General features: G+C 70.7%; 14 protein-coding genes and 1 pseudogene. 11 read left to right on the forward strand and 4 right to left on the reverse strand.

What is annotated here, in order from left to right; all coding sequences use genetic code 11:
- Nucleotides 1-18: 18 nt before the first annotated feature.
- The 3 genes and pseudogenes from fdhD to EJC51_RS38340 form a co-directional block, all read right to left on the reverse strand.
- The gene (fdhD, locus tag EJC51_RS38330; protein ID WP_126275265.1) at nt 19-867 is read right to left on the reverse strand and encodes a formate dehydrogenase accessory sulfurtransferase FdhD; all 849 of its coding nucleotides are present in this window, start codon (nt 865-867) and stop codon (nt 19-21) included.
- Nucleotides 868-873: 6 nt separating this feature from the next.
- A pseudogene (locus tag EJC51_RS38335) lies at nt 874-1,059 on the reverse strand (2Fe-2S iron-sulfur cluster-binding protein); the annotation flags it as partial.
- A 20-nt stretch (nt 1,060-1,079) separates the two neighbouring features.
- Entirely contained in the window at nt 1,080-2,051 is a 972-nt protein-coding gene (locus tag EJC51_RS38340; protein WP_126275267.1) for a 2-dehydropantoate 2-reductase, read from the reverse strand.
- A 236-nt stretch (nt 2,052-2,287) separates the two neighbouring features.
- Here EJC51_RS38340 and EJC51_RS38345 point away from each other — a divergent pair, with 236 nt between their 5' ends.
- The 4 genes from EJC51_RS38345 to EJC51_RS38355 all read left to right on the forward strand — a co-directional run bounded on the left by EJC51_RS38345 (nt 2,288) and on the right by EJC51_RS38355 (nt 5,823).
- Complete coding sequence (locus EJC51_RS38345) at nt 2,288-3,625, forward strand: OFA family MFS transporter (RefSeq protein WP_126275268.1); 1,338 nt, start codon at nt 2,288-2,290, stop codon at nt 3,623-3,625.
- Nucleotides 3,588-3,728, forward strand: a complete 141-nt coding sequence (locus EJC51_RS47960) for an MFS transporter small subunit (RefSeq protein WP_165951368.1) — start codon at nt 3,588-3,590, stop codon at nt 3,726-3,728. The genes EJC51_RS38345 and EJC51_RS47960 overlap by 38 nt, the downstream gene beginning before the upstream one ends.
- 335 nt (nt 3,729-4,063) lie before the next feature.
- A complete protein-coding gene (locus EJC51_RS38350) occupies nt 4,064-5,011 on the forward strand; it encodes a beta-ketoacyl-ACP synthase III (protein WP_126275269.1) in 948 nt (315 codons plus the stop codon).
- 134 nt (nt 5,012-5,145) lie between these two features.
- Nucleotides 5,146-5,823 carry a GntR family transcriptional regulator gene (locus tag EJC51_RS38355; protein WP_425276852.1) on the forward strand — a complete coding sequence of 226 codons (678 nt, stop codon included), beginning with the start codon at nt 5,146-5,148 and terminating at the stop codon, nt 5,821-5,823.
- Nucleotides 5,824-5,898: 75 nt separating this feature from the next.
- Here EJC51_RS38355 and EJC51_RS38360 read toward each other — a convergent pair whose 3' ends face one another.
- Nucleotides 5,899-7,101: a low temperature requirement protein A gene (locus EJC51_RS38360; RefSeq protein ID WP_126275271.1), complete on the reverse strand. Its 1,203-nt coding sequence runs from the start codon at nt 7,099-7,101 to the stop codon at nt 5,899-5,901.
- Nucleotides 7,102-7,316: 215 nt separating this feature from the next.
- On the opposite strand from EJC51_RS38360, the gene EJC51_RS38365 reads away from it, so the two are divergent.
- The 7 genes from EJC51_RS38365 (at nt 7,317) to EJC51_RS38395 (ending at nt 17,214) form a co-directional block, all read left to right on the forward strand.
- Entirely contained in the window at nt 7,317-8,498 is a 1,182-nt protein-coding gene (locus tag EJC51_RS38365; RefSeq protein WP_126275272.1) for an ROK family transcriptional regulator, read from the forward strand.
- Nucleotides 8,499-8,653: 155 nt separating this feature from the next.
- Nucleotides 8,654-10,171, forward strand: a complete 1,518-nt coding sequence (locus EJC51_RS38370; protein ID WP_126275273.1) for a sugar ABC transporter ATP-binding protein — start codon at nt 8,654-8,656, stop codon at nt 10,169-10,171.
- Nucleotides 10,168-11,187: an ABC transporter permease gene (locus EJC51_RS38375; protein ID WP_079309428.1), complete on the forward strand. Its 1,020-nt coding sequence runs from the start codon at nt 10,168-10,170 to the stop codon at nt 11,185-11,187. The genes EJC51_RS38370 and EJC51_RS38375 overlap by 4 nt, the downstream gene beginning before the upstream one ends.
- Before the next feature lie 17 nt (nt 11,188-11,204).
- Nucleotides 11,205-12,242: a substrate-binding domain-containing protein gene (locus EJC51_RS38380; RefSeq protein ID WP_126275274.1), complete on the forward strand. Its 1,038-nt coding sequence runs from the start codon at nt 11,205-11,207 to the stop codon at nt 12,240-12,242.
- Between the two features lie 155 nt (nt 12,243-12,397).
- A complete protein-coding gene (locus EJC51_RS38385) occupies nt 12,398-13,606 on the forward strand; it encodes a Gfo/Idh/MocA family protein (RefSeq protein ID WP_126275275.1) in 1,209 nt (402 codons plus the stop codon).
- 15 nt (nt 13,607-13,621) lie between these two features.
- Nucleotides 13,622-14,620: a sugar phosphate isomerase/epimerase family protein gene (locus EJC51_RS38390; RefSeq protein ID WP_126275276.1), complete on the forward strand. Its 999-nt coding sequence runs from the start codon at nt 13,622-13,624 to the stop codon at nt 14,618-14,620.
- An 86-nt stretch (nt 14,621-14,706) separates the two neighbouring features.
- Entirely contained in the window at nt 14,707-17,214 is a 2,508-nt protein-coding gene (locus EJC51_RS38395; protein WP_126275277.1) for a PQQ-dependent sugar dehydrogenase, read from the forward strand.

Below are 17,214 nucleotides of genomic sequence, written 5' to 3' on the forward strand. Positions count from 1 at the left end.
GCGGCGTGAACGCCGGGTTCACCCCTGGGCGGGCGCGGCCTGGAGGGCGATGCGCTCCTCACCCGCGTACACGTTCATGGACCGGCCCCGCAGGAACCCCACCAGCGTCAGCCCGGTCTCCGCGGCCAGGTCCACGGCCAGCGAGGACGGGGCGGAGACCGCCGCCAGCACCGGGATGCCCGCCATCACGGCCTTCTGCGCCAGCTCGAAGGAGGCCCGGCCGGACACCAGCAGGATCGCCTGCGACAACGGCAGGGCGCCGCTCTGCAACGCCCGCCCCACCAGCTTGTCGACCGCGTTGTGCCGCCCGACGTCTTCCCGGATGTCCAGCAGCTCCCCGTCCCCGCCGAACAGCGCGGCGGCGTGCAGGCCCCCGGTCCGGTCGAACACCCGCTGTGCCGCGCGCAACCGGTCGGGGAGGCTCGCGAGCAGCTCGGGGTCGACCCGGACCGGGGGAGTGTCGGAGATGGGCCAGCGTGCCGTGGTCCGCACCGCGTCCAGGCTCGCCTTGCCGCACAGCCCGCAGGACGAGGTCGTGTACACGTTCCGTTCGAGGGTGATGTCCGGGATCTTGACGCCCGGCGTGGTCCGTACGTCGACCACGTTGTAGGTGTTGGAGCCGTCGACCGTGGCGCCCGCGCAGTACACGATGTTCTGGAGGTCGCCCTGCTCGGCCAGGACCCCCTCGCTGACGAGGAACCCCGCGGCCAGCGCGAAGTCGTCGCCGGGGGTGCGCATGGTGATCGCGAGGGGTTTGCCGTTGAGCCGGATCTCCAGTGGCTCCTCGGCGACGAGCGTGTCGGGCCGGGTGGAGACCGCCCCGTCGCGGATGCGGATCACCTTGCGTCGTTCCGTGACTCGTCCCATGGCTGATCAGTCCCGGTTCTGTATGTACTGGTGGCCGAAGCGGCCCTTGATGCGGAGAGGGCCGCGGGTCACCGGGCCGTCGTGCGGGGAAGTGACCTTCACGATCTCATTGTCCTGCACGTGCCGGGTCGGCCGGCAGCCCCCTCCGCAGTGGCCGCACACCGTGTTCGTGGTGGTCTGTGCCGGTTCATCCCCCCATGTCCGGCATTCGTTCACGCGGCGGTCTGGTGGGCCAGGAGGTCGCTGAGGGCGTGGATGGTGGTGAGGGTGGGCGCGGGGGTGTGGGTGAGGGCGGCGAGTTCGAGGACGGCGGTGAGGAGGACGTCGAGTTCGAGGGGTTTGCCGGCTTCGAGGTCCTGGAGGGTGCTGGTGCGGTGGTCGCCGACCTTTTCGGCGCCGGCGAGGCGGCGTTCGATGGTGATGTCGGGGTGGCAGTCGAGGGCTGCGGCGACGGCCAGTGTCTCTTCCATCATCTGCTGGATGACGTGGCGGGTGCCGTGGTGGTGGCACATCTGCCGCATGGTGGCGCGGGCGAGGGCGCTGATGGGGTTGAAGGAGATGTTGCCCAGCAGTTTGAGCCAGATGTCGTTGCGGAGGTCGGGTTCGACGGGGCATTTCAGCCGGCCGGCCTGCATGGCCTGGCTGAAGTCCTTGCAGCGAGGAGAGATGCTGCGGTCGGGTTCGCCGATGGAGAAGCGGGTGCCTTCCAGGTGGCGGACCACCCCCGGGGCTTCGAGCTCGGTGGCCGCATAGACGACGCAGCCGATGGCCCGCTCCGGGGAGAGGACCGCACTGACCGCCCCGCCGGGATCGACGCTCTCCAGCCGGCGGCCGTCGTGGGGTCCGCCGTGCTGATGGAAGTACCACCAGGGGATGCCGTTCTGGGCGGCGATCACGGCGGTGGTGTCGTGGAGGAGAGGCTTGATGAGCGGCCCGCACGCCGCGTACGAAGTGGCCTTCAGCCCCAGGAACACATAGTCGACCGGGCCGATCTCCGCCGGGTCGTCGGTGGCGTGTGCCCTGGCGGTGAAGTCACCGCGGGGAGAGAGGACTTGGACGCCGTGTCGCCTCATGGCCGCGAGGTGCGGTCCACGGGCTATCAGATGCACGTCGGCGCCTGCGCGGTGCAGGGCGGCGCCGACGTAGGCGCCGATGGCTCCGGCGCCGAGGACTGCGACTTTCATGCTGGGCGAGCTCCGTTCGGTCGAGGGTGTACCGCGGAACCGTCGAAGTATGTCGACGACATATTGTCTACAGTATGTAACTCGGAGCGGCAAGGGTCCGTGCGGCAGCCGGCCGCTGTCGACCGCGCCCGGAAACCGGGTGGGCCGACCGTTCGGCGCGCCCCGCATACCGCTCATCGCATACGGTCGACGTGCCGCCTTCTCAACTCCCGTCCATCTCCCTACTGTCCGGGATCATGAGTCCCCCTGTCGCACCGGCCGGCTGGAGCCGCTGGCTCGTTCCCCCCGCCGCCCTCTCGGTCCACCTCTCCATCGGCCAGGCCTACGCCTGGTCCGTGTTCAAGCCGCCTCTGGAGTCCGCGCTCGGTCTGAGCGGCACCCAGAGCGCCCTGCCCTTCCAGCTCGGCATCGTCATGCTCGGCCTGTCCGCCGCCTTCGGCGGCACGCTCGTGGAGCGCAACGGGCCGCGCTGGGCGATGACCGTCGCGCTCGTCTGCTTCTCGTCCGGGTTCCTGCTCTCCGCGCTGGGCGCGGCCACCGAGCAGTACTGGCTGATCGTCTTCGGCTACGGCTTCGTCGGCGGTATCGGCCTCGGCATCGGCTACATCTCGCCCGTCTCCACCCTGATCAAGTGGTTCCCCGATCGGCCCGGCATGGCCACCGGCATCGCCATCATGGGCTTCGGCGGCGGCGCGCTGATCGCCTCGCCCTGGTCGGCGCAGATGCTGGAGTCGTTCGGCTCCGACAGCTCCGGGATCGCGCTGGCGTTCCTCGTGCACGGGCTGTCGTACGCCGTCTTCATGACGCTCGGCGTGCTGCTCGTCCGGGTACCGCGTACCGAGAAGCCGGTGGAGGGGGCGCCGAGTGTCCTCTCCGGGCCGCAGGTCTCGGCGCGCAGTGCCGTGCGCACCCCGCAGTTCTGGTGTCTGTGGGTCGTGCTCTGCATGAACGTGACCGCGGGCATCGGCATCCTGGAGAAGGCCGCTCCGATGATCACGGACTTCTTCAAGGACAGTTCGACAACGGTGTCAGCGTCCGCCGCGGCCGGTTTCGTCGCGCTGCTGTCGGCGGCCAACATGGCGGGCCGGATCGGCTGGTCGTCCACGTCGGACCTGATCGGCCGCAAGAACATCTACCGCCTCTACCTGGGCGCGGGCGCGCTGATGTACCTGCTCATCGCGCTGGTCGGCGACTCGTCCAAGCCGCTGTTCGTGCTCTGCGCCCTGGTGATCCTCTCCTTCTACGGCGGTGGCTTCGCCACGATCCCGGCCTATCTCAAGGACCTCTTCGGGACGTATCAGGTCGGCGCCGTCCACGGGCGGCTGCTCACCGCCTGGTCCACGGCCGGCGTGCTCGGGCCGCTGATCGTGAACTGGATCGCCGACCGGCAGGAGGAGGCCGGCAAGAGCGGTTCCTCCCTCTACACCCTGTCCCTGTTCATCATGATCGGGCTGCTGGCGGTCGGGTTCGTCGCCAACGAGCTGGTCCGGCCCGTCCACTCCCGTCACCACATCCCCGCACCGAGGGAGGCCGCCGATGTCGCAGAACGACAGCAGTCCGCAGAGTCCGCCTGACCGGCGGCCGCTGATCGCCTTCGCCTGGCTGTGGGTGGGGGCCCCGCTCGCCTACGGGGTGTACGAGCTCGTACAGAAGGCGACGCAGCTGTTCACCGGGTGACTGTTCGGTAGGTGTTCGGGCGTCCGAGGGGCTGACGGAAGCCGACAACCCGGGCGCCCGATTCCTGTCGCCTTACCTGACGCCGTACCCGTGAGTCACTCACCAGACTGGTTGGGGCCTGCCCGGTGGACCACGTGGGAGGAAAGCAGCGGCGCCTTGTCGGCACAGGTGAGCGGGGTCTGGTGCGTGCAGCTGCAAGGCGGAGGAGGGAGTCGACGCGGAGCGTCGGCGACCGACGACAACGCGGCAGATGGGCGTGCCGACCCCGCGTCTCCCGCGTGGTCCATCGGGTAGGCCCCGATCCCGCTACCCAAGGCTAACGAGGGGGACCCCCCATGAACGGCTCGCGTATCGCCGCCGTCGGTCACTATCAGCCCGCCAAGGTGCTCACCAACGAGGACCTGGCGGGCATGGTGGACACCAGTGACGAGTGGATCAGGAGCCGGGTGGGCATCCGTACGCGGCACATCGCCGGGCCCGACGAGCCCGTCGACGAGCTGGCCGCGCACGCCGCCGCCAAGGCGCTCGCCGCCGCCGGGCTGGTGCCCGGTGACATCGACCTGGTCCTGGTGGCCACGTCGACGGCCGTCGACCGGTCCCCGAACATGGCCGCCCGGGTCGCCGCCCGGCTCGGCATCCCCTCGCCGGCCGCGATGGACGTCAACGTGGTGTGCGCGGGTTTCACCCATGCGCTTGCCACCGCCGATCACACCGTGCGGGCCGGGGCGGCGACGCGGGCGCTCGTCATCGGTGCCGACAAGATGTCCGAGGTCACCGACTGGACCGACCGCACGACCTGTGTCCTCGTCGGGGACGGGGCGGGGGCCGCGGTCGTCGAGGCGTGCCCGCCGGGCGAGGAGGCCGGTATCGGGCCGGTGCTGTGGGGGTCGGTGCCCGAGATGGGGCACGCGGTGCGCATCGAGGGGCAGCCCGCGCGGTTCGCCCAGGAGGGGCAGAGCGTGTACCGGTGGGCGACCACCCAGCTGCCGCCGATCGCCCGCAGGGCCTGCGAGAAGGCGGGGCTCGCGCCCGAGGACCTCGCCGGGGTCGTGCTGCACCAGGCCAATCTGCGGATCATCGAGCCTCTCGCCCAGAAGATCGGCGCCGTCAACGCGGTCGTGGCCCGCGATGTGGCCGAGTCCGGCAACACGTCGGCCGCCAGCATTCCGCTCGCCTTCTCCAAGCTGGTCGAGCAGGGGGCGCTGTCCTCGGGGGACCCGGTGCTGCTGTTCGGGTTCGGCGGGAACCTGTCGTACGCGGGGCAGGTCGTGCGGTGCCCGTGACGGGAGCCGTGACAGGGAGCCGGGGGCGGGGAAATCCGTGATAGGGCGGGATGCGCCGTAGACTGTAGACGAAAGCCAATTCATACTGGCTTTCGGCTGCAAGTGCCCGCGCTGCCCGGAGGGACGGACCGATGTTGTCGACGACTGGCCTGCCACAGGGTGCGGTACCCAAGCTCGAACGTCCCGGCCCGCTGCGCGACCGTGTCTACGAGGCGCTCCTCGAACTCATCACCACCCGCGCTCTCCAGCCCGGCCAGCACCTGGTGGAGAGCGAGCTCGCCGGGCACCTGGGCGTCTCGCGCCAGCCGGTGCGCGAGGCGCTGCAACGGCTCAACACCGAAGGATGGGTCGATCTGCGCCCGGCGCAGGGCGCGTTCGTGCACGAGCCCACCGAGGAAGAGGCTGACCAACTCCTCACCGTACGCACGCTGTTGGAGGCCGAGGCGGCCCGGCTCGCCGCGGTGAACGCGGACAGTGCCGGTGTCGCGGCCCTGCGGGACATCCTGACGGAGGGCCTGGCGGCCGTCGCCGCGGACGACGTGGACGCGGCCGTCGTCCTCAACGCCCGTTTCCACGCCACGGTCATGCGGCTGGCGGGCAACGCGGTCCTCGCGGAGCTGGCCGCCCAGGTCGACCGGCGGGTCCGCTGGTACTACACGCCGGTGGCGCGGCAGCGCGGACAGCAGTCCTGGATCGAGCACCGCGACCTGATCGCCGCGATCGAGGCGCGGGACGAGGCGCTGGCGACCCGCCTGATGCGCGAACACACGGAGCACACCCGCCGCTCGTATCACGCCCGCGCCAAGTCGTAGGTATCCGACGGGGGTTGGGGCGGGGCTCCGGGCGGGGCGGGGCTCCGGTCCATACCCGCGCCGAGTACTGAGGCCTCATTCCGGGGTTGCTACGGCCCTCACCCCAACCCGCGCCACCTCCCGGCCCTTCTCGCCCCATCGCGCCTCCACCGCCAGCATCGTCACCAACACCGCCACCAGGGCGAGGAGTTCGACCACCGCCGAGGTGCGCACGCCCAGCAGGGCCGCCGTCAGGGCCACCGGCGCGGCCGTCGCGCGGAAGCGGACGGGGTGCAGGCGCAGGGTCGCGCGGAAGGCCACGTCGCCGGCGAGGAAGAGGGCGACGCCGCCCGCGAGGGCCAACGCCGGGCCGGTGTGGAGGTGTTCGGTGAGGTGGCCGAGGGTCTTCTTCACGCCCGCCGCGAGGAAGGCGATGCCGAGCAGCATCGGCAGGAAGGCGTAGTAGTACGCGTTCATCGCCAGCCGGAAACGGGCCGCCGCGGGCGTGGCGCGGAACACCTCCTCGGCCCGTTCCTCGTCCCGGACGAAGTACGTCCACCACAGCGCGGTCGCCAGCGCGAGTGCCAGGAACGCCCCGCCGAACAGGCCCGCGGTGAGCGGCAGATCGCCGATGCCGATGCCGATCGCGATGACGGACTCGCCGAACGCGACGATGAGCAGCAGCCCGTGCCGCTCCACGAAGTGCGCGGGGTTCAGACTGCCGAGCTGGGCGCGCAGCGCCTCGGGAGTGCGGCCGTCCGCCCGGCCGGGACCGCGCTCGGCGATGTACGGCGTCACGAATTGCAGGGCCAGCGCGAGAACCCACAGCCCGTCCGCGGCCAGGCCGTCCAGCAGGCCCGCGACCGTCACCGAGACGCCGGCGAGCCCGTTCGGGACGCCGTACCAGATCGAGTCCCGCCCGTGGCTGCGGGTGTAGAGCGCGGTGTGCACGACGACCACCAGCAGGAAGCCGAGCCCGAAGACCACGCCGGTGTCGTCGAAGACGCGGGGGATCGCCAGCGCGCAGACCATGAACCCGCCCATGCCGAGCATGAGCCCCAGCCGCCGTGCCGGGCGGTCCGGCGGGACCTGGTTGGTGAGGTACGCGTAGGCGCCGTACATCCAGAACAGCACGAGGAAGATGAGCGCGACGCGTCCGGCCGTGGCGAAGGACAGGTCACCGGCGAGCAGCACGGTGAGCTGGGTGAGGGTGAAGACGAAGACGAGGTCGAAGAACAGCTCGAGCGTCGTGACCCTGCGGTCCGGTTCCCGGTCCGGTTCCTCCGTGGTGGCATGCATGTGGTCCCCCTGTATCGACGTTGATCAGATCGTATGGGGGGCGCTCCGCCGAGCGGCGCTGGTGGGGGCGGGGGGTGTGCCTTTGTCCTGTGAGTGGAAGAAGTCGACATCAATTCGTGCACAGCTTCTTCCCAGGTACGGCAGCCGCTGCTACGTTCCCCTCGAAAGCACGACGGCAGTCGGCCGGTCGAGGCGGGGAGGGGCATGTGAGACGTATGACGGCACGTCCCGCCAACACGCATCAGGCCCGGCTGCTCAAGCTGCTGCGCGACGGGGGTCCCAACTCCCGGGCGCAGCTGGGCGATCAGGTCGACCTGTCGCGGTCCAAGCTGGCCGTGGAGGTGGACCGGCTGCTGGAGACGGGCCTGGTCGTGGCCGACGGGCTGGCCGCCTCGCGCGGTGGCCGCCGGTCGCACAACATCCGGCTCAACCCGGGGCTGCGGTTCCTCGGTGTCGACATCGGTGCGACCTCGGTCGATGTCGCCGTCACCAACGCGGAGCTGGAGATCCTCGGCCATCTCAACCAGCCCATGGACGTCCGTGAGGGCCCGGTCGCGGTCTTCGAGCAAGTCCTGTCCATGGCGGCGAAGTTGAAGGCGACCGGGCTGGCGGAGGGTTTCGACGGTGCCGGTATCGGTGTGCCGGGGCCGGTCCGCTTCCCGGAGGGTGTGCCGGTCGCGCCGCCGATCATGCCGGGCTGGGACGGTTTCCCGGTGCGGGAGGCGCTCAGTCAGGAGCTGGGCTGTCCGGTGATGGTCGACAACGACGTGAACCTGATGGCGATGGGGGAGCAGCACGCGGGTGTCGCCCGTTCCGTGGGTGATTTCCTGTGCGTGAAGATCGGTACCGGTATCGGCTGCGGCATCGTGGTCGGCGGGGGTGTCCATCGGGGTGTCACCGGCAGCGCCGGGGACATCGGGCACATCCAGGCCGTCCCGGACGGACGGCCCTGCGCCTGCGGCAACCGGGGCTGCCTGGAAGCCCACTTCAGCGGGGCGGCCCTCGCCCGGGACGCCGTGGAGGCGGCCCAACAGGGGCTGTCGGCGGAACTCGCCGGCCGGCTGGAGGCCAACGGCACCCTCACCGCCATCGACGTGGCCGCCGCGGCGGCCGCCGGTGACGCCACCGCCCTCGACCTGATCCGCGAGGGCGGCAACCACACCGGCCAGGTCATCGCCGGCCTGGTCAGCTTCTTCAACCCCGGCCTGGTGGTGATCGGCGGCGGCGTGACCGGCCTCGGCCACACCCTGCTGGCCGCGATCCGCACCCAGGTCTACCGCCAGTCACTGCCGCTCGCGACCGGCAACCTGCCCATCGTTCTGGGGGAGTTGGGCCCCACCGCCGGAGTCATCGGCGCGGCCCGGCTGATCAGCGACCACCTGTTCTCACCCGCGTAACCCACCTCGTCACGCGCCACTACCCACCTCGTCACGGGTCACCACCCACCTCGTCACGCGTCACTCCCGTACGACTCGCTGCTTCGCCCTGCCCCCGCACCCGCTGCTTCGCCCTGCCCTGAAACCGGCCCGCACGCCCGCCAAGGGGAACCCGCATGGCACCAGAACCTCCGCTGCTCACCATGTCCGGCATCACCAAGTCCTTCCCCGGAGTCCGCGCCCTCGACGGCGTCGACCTCGACGTCCAGGCCGGTGAAGTGCACTGCCTCCTCGGTCAGAACGGAGCCGGGAAGTCCACCCTCATCAAGGTGCTGGCCGGTGCCCACCAGCCCGACGACGGCGTGATCAGCTGGCGCGGCGAGCCGGTCACCCTGCGCTCGCCCATCGCCGCCATGCGCCTCGGCATCGCCACCATCTACCAGGAACTCGACCTGGTGGAGCATCTGTCCGTCGCCGAGAACGTCCACCTCGGCCATGAACCGACGGCCGCCGGCTTCGTCGTACGAAGGAGGAGCGCGCGGGCCTCGACGGCCCAGCTGCTGAAGCGGCTCGGGCACGCGGAGATCGATCCGGGGCGCCTGGTCGGCGAGTTGTCGGCGGCCCAGCAGCAGATCGTCTCCATGGCGCGGGCCCTCTCCCACGACGTACGGCTCATCGTCATGGACGAGCCGTCCGCCGCCCTCGACCCGGACGAGGTCGACAACCTCTTCCGCATCGTCGGCGACCTCACCGCGGACGGCGTCGCCGTCGTCTACATCTCCCACCGGCTGGAGGAGATCCGGCGCATCGGCGACCGGGTGACCGTACTGAAGGACGGCCGCGCCGTCGCCGGCGGACTGCCCGCGAAGACGACGCCGACCAGCGAGGTCGTGGCGCTGATGACGGGCCGCAACGTCGAGTACGTCTTCCCGGACCGGCCCACCGCCGCTCCCGAGGGCACACCGGTCCTGGAGGTGCGCGGGCTCGCCCGGGAGGGCGAGTTCGAGCCGCTCGACCTCACCGTGCACCCCGGGGAGATCGTCGGCCTCGCCGGACTGGTCGGCTCGGGGCGGTCCGAGATCCTGGAGACGATCTACGGGGCGCGGAAGCCCTCGGCCGGGCAAGTGAGCATCGACGGACGGCCGTTGAAGACCGGCAGTGTGCGCGCCGCCGTCCGCGCCGGACTCGGGCTCGCCCCCGAGGAACGCAAGGCGCAGGCCCTGCTGATGCTGGAGTCCGTCACCCGCAACGTCTCGGTCTCCTCCATGTCCCGCTTCTCGCGCGGCGGTTGGCTCGACCGGAGCGCCGAGCGGGGCGCGGCCCGGGCCGCCACCCGGGAACTGTCGCTGCGGCCCGACAACCCCGCCGTGCCGGTGCGCACCCTGTCCGGCGGCAACCAGCAGAAGGCCGTGCTGGCCCGCTGGCTGCTGCGCGGTTGCAAGGTCCTGCTGCTCGACGAGCCGACCCGGGGCGTTGACGTCGGCGCCCGCGCCGAGCTGTACGCGGTGATCCGCCGCCTCGCCGACGAGGGTCTGGCCGTGCTGCTGGTCTCCAGCGAGGTCCCCGAGGTGCTCGGCCTCGCCGACCGTGTCCTGGTGCTGCGCGAGGGCCGCGTCGTCCACACCGCCCCCGCCCGCGAGCTCGACGAACACCGCGTACTCGACCTCGTCATGGAAGGAAGTCCGGCGTCATGACGCAGCATGCCTCCCCACCCCGGGACGACACCGGCAAGGTGCCGTCGGCCGGTCAACCCCCCGTCTGGCGCGGCCTGTTCGCCCACGCCGACGTCCGTACCCTGTCCCTCCTCGGGGTGCTCGCCGCGCTGATCCTGGTCGGCGGCATCACCAAGCCGGACGAGTTCCTCGACACCCGCAACCTCCAACTCGTCCTCACCCAGGCCTCCGTGATCGGTGTCGTCACCGTCGGCATGACCTTCGTGATCATGTCGGGCGGCATCGACCTGTCCGTCGGCGCGATCGTCGCCCTCGCCTCCGTGTGGGCCACCACGGTCGCCACCCAGGAGTACGGCTTCGGCGGCATCCTCCTCACCGCCGTGCTCGTCGGCCTCGGCTGCGGCCTGGTCAACGGACTGCTCATCGCGTACGGCGGGATGGTCCCGTTCATCGCCACCCTCGCCATGCTCGCCTCGGCGCGCGGCCTCGCCCTCCAGATCACCGACGGCAAGACCCAGATCGTCACCGTCGACTCCGTCCTCGACCTCGGGCTGCGCGACGCGTACGTGCTGGGCATCCCGCCGCTCGTCATGGTCTTCGCCGTCGTCACCGTCATCGGCTGGCTGGTCCTCAACCGCACCACCTTCGGCCGCCGCACGGTCGCCGTCGGCGGCAACGCGGAGGCGGCCCGCCTGGCCGGCATCGACGTCCGCCGCCAGCGCCTCTACCTCTACCTGCTGTCCGGGCTGTGCTGCGGCATCGCCGCCTTCCTGCTGATCATCCTGTCCGGCTCCGGCCAGAACACCAACGGCAACCTCTACGAGCTCGACGCGATCGCCGCCGCGATCATCGGCGGCACGCTGCTCAGCGGCGGCCGCGGCACCATCACCGGCTCCGTGCTCGGGGTCCTGATCTTCACCACGATCACCAACATCTTCGCCCTGAACAACCTTCAGAGCGACGTCCAGCAGATCGCCAAGGGCGCGATCATCGTCGCCGCCGTGCTGGTCCAGCGCCGTACCGCAAGCACGACCTGAGGAAAGGGTTCACCGCCATGACACAGCTCCCCACACGCAGAGGACTGCTCTTCGGGGCCGCCGCCGTATCCGCGGGTGCCGTCCTCGCAGGTTGCACGAGTAACGACTCCGACGACGAACCGGCCGCGAACGACCAGCCGGCCGCCGACGACAAGCCCGGCAAGGCCGTCACCATCGGCTTCGCCGGCCCGCAGGCCGACCACGGCTGGCTCAACGCCATCAACGACAACGCCAAGAACCGGGCGAAGAAGTACTCCGACGTGACGCTGGAGATCACCGAGGGCTCCAACGACACCGCCGCACAGATCGGCCAGATCGAGACCCTCATCAACAAGAAGGTCGACGTCCTGGTGATCCTGCCCGCCGACGGCAAGGCCCTCACCCAGGTCGGCCTGAAGGCGATGCGCGCCGGGATACCCGTCATCAACCTCGACCGCATCTTCAACTCCCCGCAGGCCTACCGCTGCTGGATCGGCGGCGACAACTACGGCATGGGCCTCAACGCCGGGAACTACATCGGCGAGAAGCTCAAGGGGAAGTCGGACGCCCGGGTGATCGAGCTGGCCGGGCTGGACAACCTGGAGCTCACCCAGCAGCGCACCAAGGGCTTCGACGACGCCCTGAAGAACTACCCGAACGTCAAGAAGGTGGCACGCCAGGCCGCCGAGTTCACGGTGGAGTCCGGGCAGGCCAAGATGGCCCAGCTCCTCCAGGCCCAGTCGAACTTCGACGCCCTCTGGAACCACGACGACGACCAGGGCGTGGGCGCCCTGCGGGCCATCGAACAGGCCGGGCGCGACGACTTCCTGATGGTCGGCGGCGCGGGCGCCCTGTCCGCCTTCCAGGCCATCAAGAAGGACGACGGCGTCCTGAAGGCGACCGTCCTGTACCCGCCGACCATGGCCGCCTCCGCGATCGACCTCGCCCGTGCCCTCGGTCAGAGCAAGGGTGTCGGCGGCCTCGCCGAGTTCGAGATCCCGGCGTCGATCACGCTCTACTCGGCCGTCGTCGACAAGACCAACGTCGACCAGTACATGTCCACCGGCTTCAAGTGAGCCGCTCCGCCCGGCGGACCGGGGCCTGTCCGGCGGATCGGCGTGCCGAACCCCGCGTCCGCGGCCACGGCATGATCCGCCGGACCGGCCCCAGACGACTCCGCCGGGCGGACCGCACCCCCCACCGCGCCACGACGACGAGGAGGACATTGCGCATGGCACAGCCGCAGCAGTCAGAAGGAGAAGGCGCCGACAAGCCGCCGCTCCGCGTGGGCATGGTCGGCTACGCCTTCATGGGCGCCGCCCACTCCCAGGGCTGGCGCACCGCGGGTCGCGTCTTCGACCTGCCCCGGCAGCCGGTCCTGTCCGCGATCTGCGGGCGCGACCCGGACGCCGTGCGGGCGGCGGCCGACAAACACGGCTGGGCGGCGGCCGAGACCGACTGGCGTGCGCTGATCGCCCGCGACGACGTCGACCTCGTCGACATCTGCACCCCCGGCGACAGCCACGCCGACATCGCTGTCGCCGCCCTCGCCGCGGGCAAGCACGTGCTGTGCGAGAAGCCCCTGGCGAACTCCGTCGAGGAGGCCGAGAAGATGACGCGGGCGGCCGAAGAGGCCTTCGCACGCGGTCAGTTGGCGATGGTCGGCTTCAACTACCGCCGGGTGCCCGCCACCGCGCTCGCCCGGAACATGATCGCCGAGGGCCGTGTCGGAAAGCTGCGGCACGTGCGGGTGGCGTACCTCCAGGACTGGCTCGTGGACCCGGGGTTCCCGCTCACCTGGCGGCTGCGCAAGGAGTACGCCGGCTCCGGCGCGCTCGGCGACCTCGGCGCCCACATCATCGACCTCGCCCAGTACCTGGCGGGGGAGCGGCTGGCCGGGGTGTCCGCGATGACGGAGACCTTCGTGCACGAACGGCCCCTGCCGGCCGGCGGAGTGAAGGGCCTGTCGGCCGTGTCGGCCGGCGGAACCGCCCCGGTCACCGTCGACGACGCCGCCCTGTTCACCGCTCGCTTCGCCTCCGGTGCCCTCGCCACCTTCGAGGCCACCCGCTACGCCACCGGCCGCAAGAACGCCCTGCGCATCGAACTCAACGGTGACAAAGGCGCGTTGGCGTTCGACCTGGAACGCCTCAACGAGCTCTCGTACCACGACGGCACCGAACCCGGCACGCACGCCGGCTTCCGCCGCATCCTCGTCACCGAGCCCGACCACCCCTATCTGGAGGGCTGGTGGCCGCCGGGCCACGGCCTCGGCTACGAGCACAGCTTCGTCCATCAGGCCCGCGACCTCGTCCACGCCGTCGCCGAGGGCCGCCGCCCCGACCCGTCCTTCGCGGACGGGCTCCAGGTGCAGCGGGTGCTCGCCGCCGTGGAGGAGAGCGCGCAGAAGAACTCCGTCTACACGCCCATCGCCGTCTGAGGAGGGTTTTCCCCTATGCCGCGCCAGTTCACGCTCTTCACCGGTCAGTGGGCGGACCTCCCCCTGGAGGAGGTCTGCCGACTGGCCCGGGACTTCGGCTACGACGGTCTCGAACTCGCCTGCTGGGGCGATCACTTCGAGGTCGACAAGGCGCTCGCCGACCCCGGCTATGTGAAGTCGCGCCACCAACTCCTGGAAAAGTACGGCCTGAAGTGCTGGGCGATCTCCAACCACCTGGTCGGGCAGGCGGTCTGTGACGCCATCATCGACGAGCGGCATCAGGCGATCCTGCCGGGTGAGATCTGGGGTGACGGGGACGCGGAGGGGGTGCGGCAGCGGGCGGCGGCCCGGATCGCGGACACCGCGCGGGCCGCGGCCGCGTTCGGGGTGGACACGGTGATCGGGTTCACCGGCTCGGCGATCTGGCATCTGGTGGCGATGTTCCCGCCCGCGCCGGAGGCGATGATCGAGCGCGGCTACGAGGACTTCGCGGCCCGCTGGAACCCGATCCTGGACGTCTTCGACGCCGAGGGCGTGCGCTTCGCCCACGAGGTGCATCCCAGCGAGATCGCCTACGACTACTGGACCACTCAGCGCGCCCTGGAGGCGGTCGATCACCGGCCGGCGTTCGGGCTGAACTTCGATCCCTCGCACTTCGTGTGGCAGGACCTGGACCCGGTCGGCTTCCTGTACGACTTCCGCGACCGGATCTACCACGTGGACTGCAAGGAGGCCCGCAAGCGCCTGGACGGCCGCAACGGCCGGCTGGGCTCGCATCTGCCGTGGGGTGATCCGCGCCGGGGCTGGGACTTCGTCTCCGCCGGACACGGCGACGTGCCCTGGGAGGACGTCTTCCGGATGCTGCGCTCGATCGGCTACGGCGGGCCGATCTCGGTGGAGTGGGAGGACGCAGGCATGGACCGCCTCCAGGGCGCCCCCGAAGCGCTGCGCAGCCTCAAGGCGTACGACTTCGAGGCCCCGACCACCTCCTTCGACGCTGCCTTCGGCAACTGACTCTCCGTCCACGCTCTCCGGGATGACGGCGCATCCCGGCGCACCCGCACCCGCCCGTACAACCGGCCCCGTTCTGGAGGCATTTCGTGCACGGGAAACCCCGCACCACAAGATCCGACAGACCCGAGACCCACAGAGGACGCCTCACCTTTCGCAGGGCGGTGGCGTTCCTCGGCGGCGCCCTGCTGACGGGCGCGTCCCTCACGCTCACCGCCCCGCAGGCCGGCGCAGCCGTCGCCGAGCCCGCGCCGTCCTCGGTGGCCGCCGAGGACTTCCAGCAGGTCACCCTCGCCAAGGGGGAACCGGAGGTCGGCGAGCCCATGTCGCTCGCCGTCCTCCCGAACCGCTCGGTCCTGCACACCTCGCGCGACGGTGAGCTGCGGATGACGGACGCTGCGGGTACCACGCGCCTGATCGGCAAGCTCGACGTCTACTCCCACGACGAGGAAGGCCTCCAAGGCGTCGGCGTGGACCCGGACTTCACCACCAACCGGGCCATCTACCTCTACTACGCACCCCCGTTGAACACCCCCGCGGGCGACGCCCCCGAGACCGGCACCGCCGCCGACTTCGCCCCCTTCGACGGCGTCAACCGGCTCTCCCGGTTCACGCTGAACGCCGACGGCACCCTCGACAAGGCCAGCGAGAAGAAGGTCCTCGACGTCCCCGCCACCCGCGGCCTGTGCTGCCACGTCGGCGGCGACATCGACTTCGACGCGGCCGGCAACCTGTACCTGTCGACGGGCGACGACACCAACCCGTTCCAGTCCGACGGCTTCACCCCGATCGACGAGCGCGCCGGCCGCAACCCCGGCTTCGACGCCCAGCGTTCGGCCGGCAACACCAACGACCTGCGCGGCAAGATCCTGCGCATCAAGGTCGCCGCCGACGGCTCCTACACCGTCCCCGAGGGCAACCTCTTCGCCCCCGGCACGGAGAAGACCCGGCCCGAGATCTACGCCATGGGCTTCCGCAACCCCTTCCGCTTCAGCGTCGACAAGGCGACCGGCATCCTCTACGTCGGCGACTACGGTCCCGACGCGGGCGCCGCCGACCCGGCCCGCGGACCTGCGGGACAGGTCGAGTTCGCGCGCGTCACCGGCCCCGGCAACTTCGGCTGGCCGTACTGCACCGGCGACAACGATGCCTACGTCGACTACGACTTCGCCACCGGCACCTCCGGTGCGTCCTTCGACTGCGCCGCCCCGAAGAACACCTCCCCGCACAACACCGGCCTCACCGACCTTCCCCCGGCGCAGGCCGCCTGGATCCCCTACGACGGCGGCTCCGTACCGGAGTTCGGCACCGGCTCCGAGTCCCCGATGGGCGGCCCGGTCTACCACTACGACGCCTCCCTCGACTCGCCCGTGAAGTTCCCCGAGGCCTACGACGGCGACTTCTTCGCCGGGGAGTTCGGCCGCCGCTGGATCAAGCGCATCACCAGCGACGCCTCCGGCACCGTCCAGTCGATCAACGACGTGCCGTGGACCGGCACCCAGGTGATGGACATGGCCTTCGGCCCCGACGGCGCGCTGTACGTCCTCGACTACGGCGTCTCCTGGTTCGGCGGCGACGAGAACTCCGCCCTGTACCGCATCGAGAACGCCACCGACGGCCACTCGCCCGTCGCCCGGGCCGCCGCGAACCGCACCTCGGGGCAGGCGCCGTTGAAGGTGCAGTTCTCCTCCGCGGGCACCTCCGACCAGGACGGCGACGCCCTCACGTACAGCTGGGACTTCGGCGACGGCGGCACGTCCACGGCGGCGAACCCGACCCACAAGTACACGAAGAACGGCACCTACACCGCGACCCTCACCGCCAAGGACGCCTCCGGGCGCACCGGCAGCGCGAGCGTGCAGGTCGTCGTCGGCAACACCGCGCCCAAGGTCACCCTTGAACTCCCGCGCGACGGGCAGCTGTTCAGCTTCGGCGACGCCATCCCGTTCAAGGTGAGGGTCACCGACCCGGAGGACACGGCCATCGACTGCTCCAAGGTCACGGTCACCTTCGTCCTCGGCCACGACAGCCACGGCCACCCGGTCACCTCCGCCAACGGCTGCACCGGCACCATCCAGACCAGCGCCGACGGCGGCCATGACGAGGACGCCAACATCTTCGGCGTGATGGACGCCGAGTACACCGACGGCGGAGGCGGCGGCCAGACCGCCCTCACCACCCACGACCAGAGCGTGCTTCAGCCCCGGCACCGCCAGGCCGAGCACTTCGGCACCAGCAGCGGCATCTCGGTGATCGCCAAGTCCGCGGCGCACGGCGGCAACACCGTCGGCGACATCGACAACGGCGACTGGATCGCGTTCACGCCGTACGTGCTGAGCAACGCCAAGTCCGTCACGGCACGCATCTCGTCCGGCGGCGCGGGCGGCACGCTCGAAGTCCGTGCGGGGTCCTCGACCGGCACCCTGCTCGGCACGGCGACCGTGCCCGTGACCGGCGGCTGGGAGAACTTCCAGGACGTCACCGCCGACCTGTCCCGCGCGCCCCGCGGAACGACCTCGCTCTACCTCGTCTTCAAGGGCAGCACCGGAAACGGCGCCCTGTTCGACGTGGACGACTTCACCTTCACCACCGGCTGA

The organism is Streptomyces aquilus (assembly GCF_003955715.1).
Taxonomy (GTDB): domain Bacteria; phylum Actinomycetota; class Actinomycetes; order Streptomycetales; family Streptomycetaceae; genus Streptomyces; species Streptomyces aquilus.

Excerpts from the sequence above, each read along its gene's own strand:
- fdhD (WP_126275265.1), bottom strand. The coding sequence starts at position 867 with ATGGGACGAGTCACGGAACGACGCAAGGTGATCCGCATCCGCGACGGG.
- EJC51_RS38340 (WP_126275267.1), bottom strand. The coding sequence starts at position 2,051 with ATGAAAGTCGCAGTCCTCGGCGCCGGAGCCATCGGCGCCTACGTCGGC.
- EJC51_RS38345 (WP_126275268.1), top strand. The coding sequence starts at position 2,288 with ATGAGTCCCCCTGTCGCACCGGCCGGCTGGAGCCGCTGGCTCGTTCCC.
- EJC51_RS47960 (WP_165951368.1), top strand. The coding sequence starts at position 3,588 with ATGTCGCAGAACGACAGCAGTCCGCAGAGTCCGCCTGACCGGCGGCCG.
- EJC51_RS38350 (WP_126275269.1), top strand. The coding sequence starts at position 4,064 with ATGAACGGCTCGCGTATCGCCGCCGTCGGTCACTATCAGCCCGCCAAG.
- EJC51_RS38360 (WP_126275271.1), bottom strand. The coding sequence starts at position 7,101 with ATGCATGCCACCACGGAGGAACCGGACCGGGAACCGGACCGCAGGGTC.
- EJC51_RS38365 (WP_126275272.1), top strand. The coding sequence starts at position 7,317 with ATGACGGCACGTCCCGCCAACACGCATCAGGCCCGGCTGCTCAAGCTG.
- EJC51_RS38370 (WP_126275273.1), top strand. The coding sequence starts at position 8,654 with ATGGCACCAGAACCTCCGCTGCTCACCATGTCCGGCATCACCAAGTCC.
- EJC51_RS38375 (WP_079309428.1), top strand. The coding sequence starts at position 10,168 with ATGACGCAGCATGCCTCCCCACCCCGGGACGACACCGGCAAGGTGCCG.
- EJC51_RS38380 (WP_126275274.1), top strand. The coding sequence starts at position 11,205 with ATGACACAGCTCCCCACACGCAGAGGACTGCTCTTCGGGGCCGCCGCC.
- EJC51_RS38385 (WP_126275275.1), top strand. The coding sequence starts at position 12,398 with ATGGCACAGCCGCAGCAGTCAGAAGGAGAAGGCGCCGACAAGCCGCCG.
- EJC51_RS38390 (WP_126275276.1), top strand. The coding sequence starts at position 13,622 with ATGCCGCGCCAGTTCACGCTCTTCACCGGTCAGTGGGCGGACCTCCCC.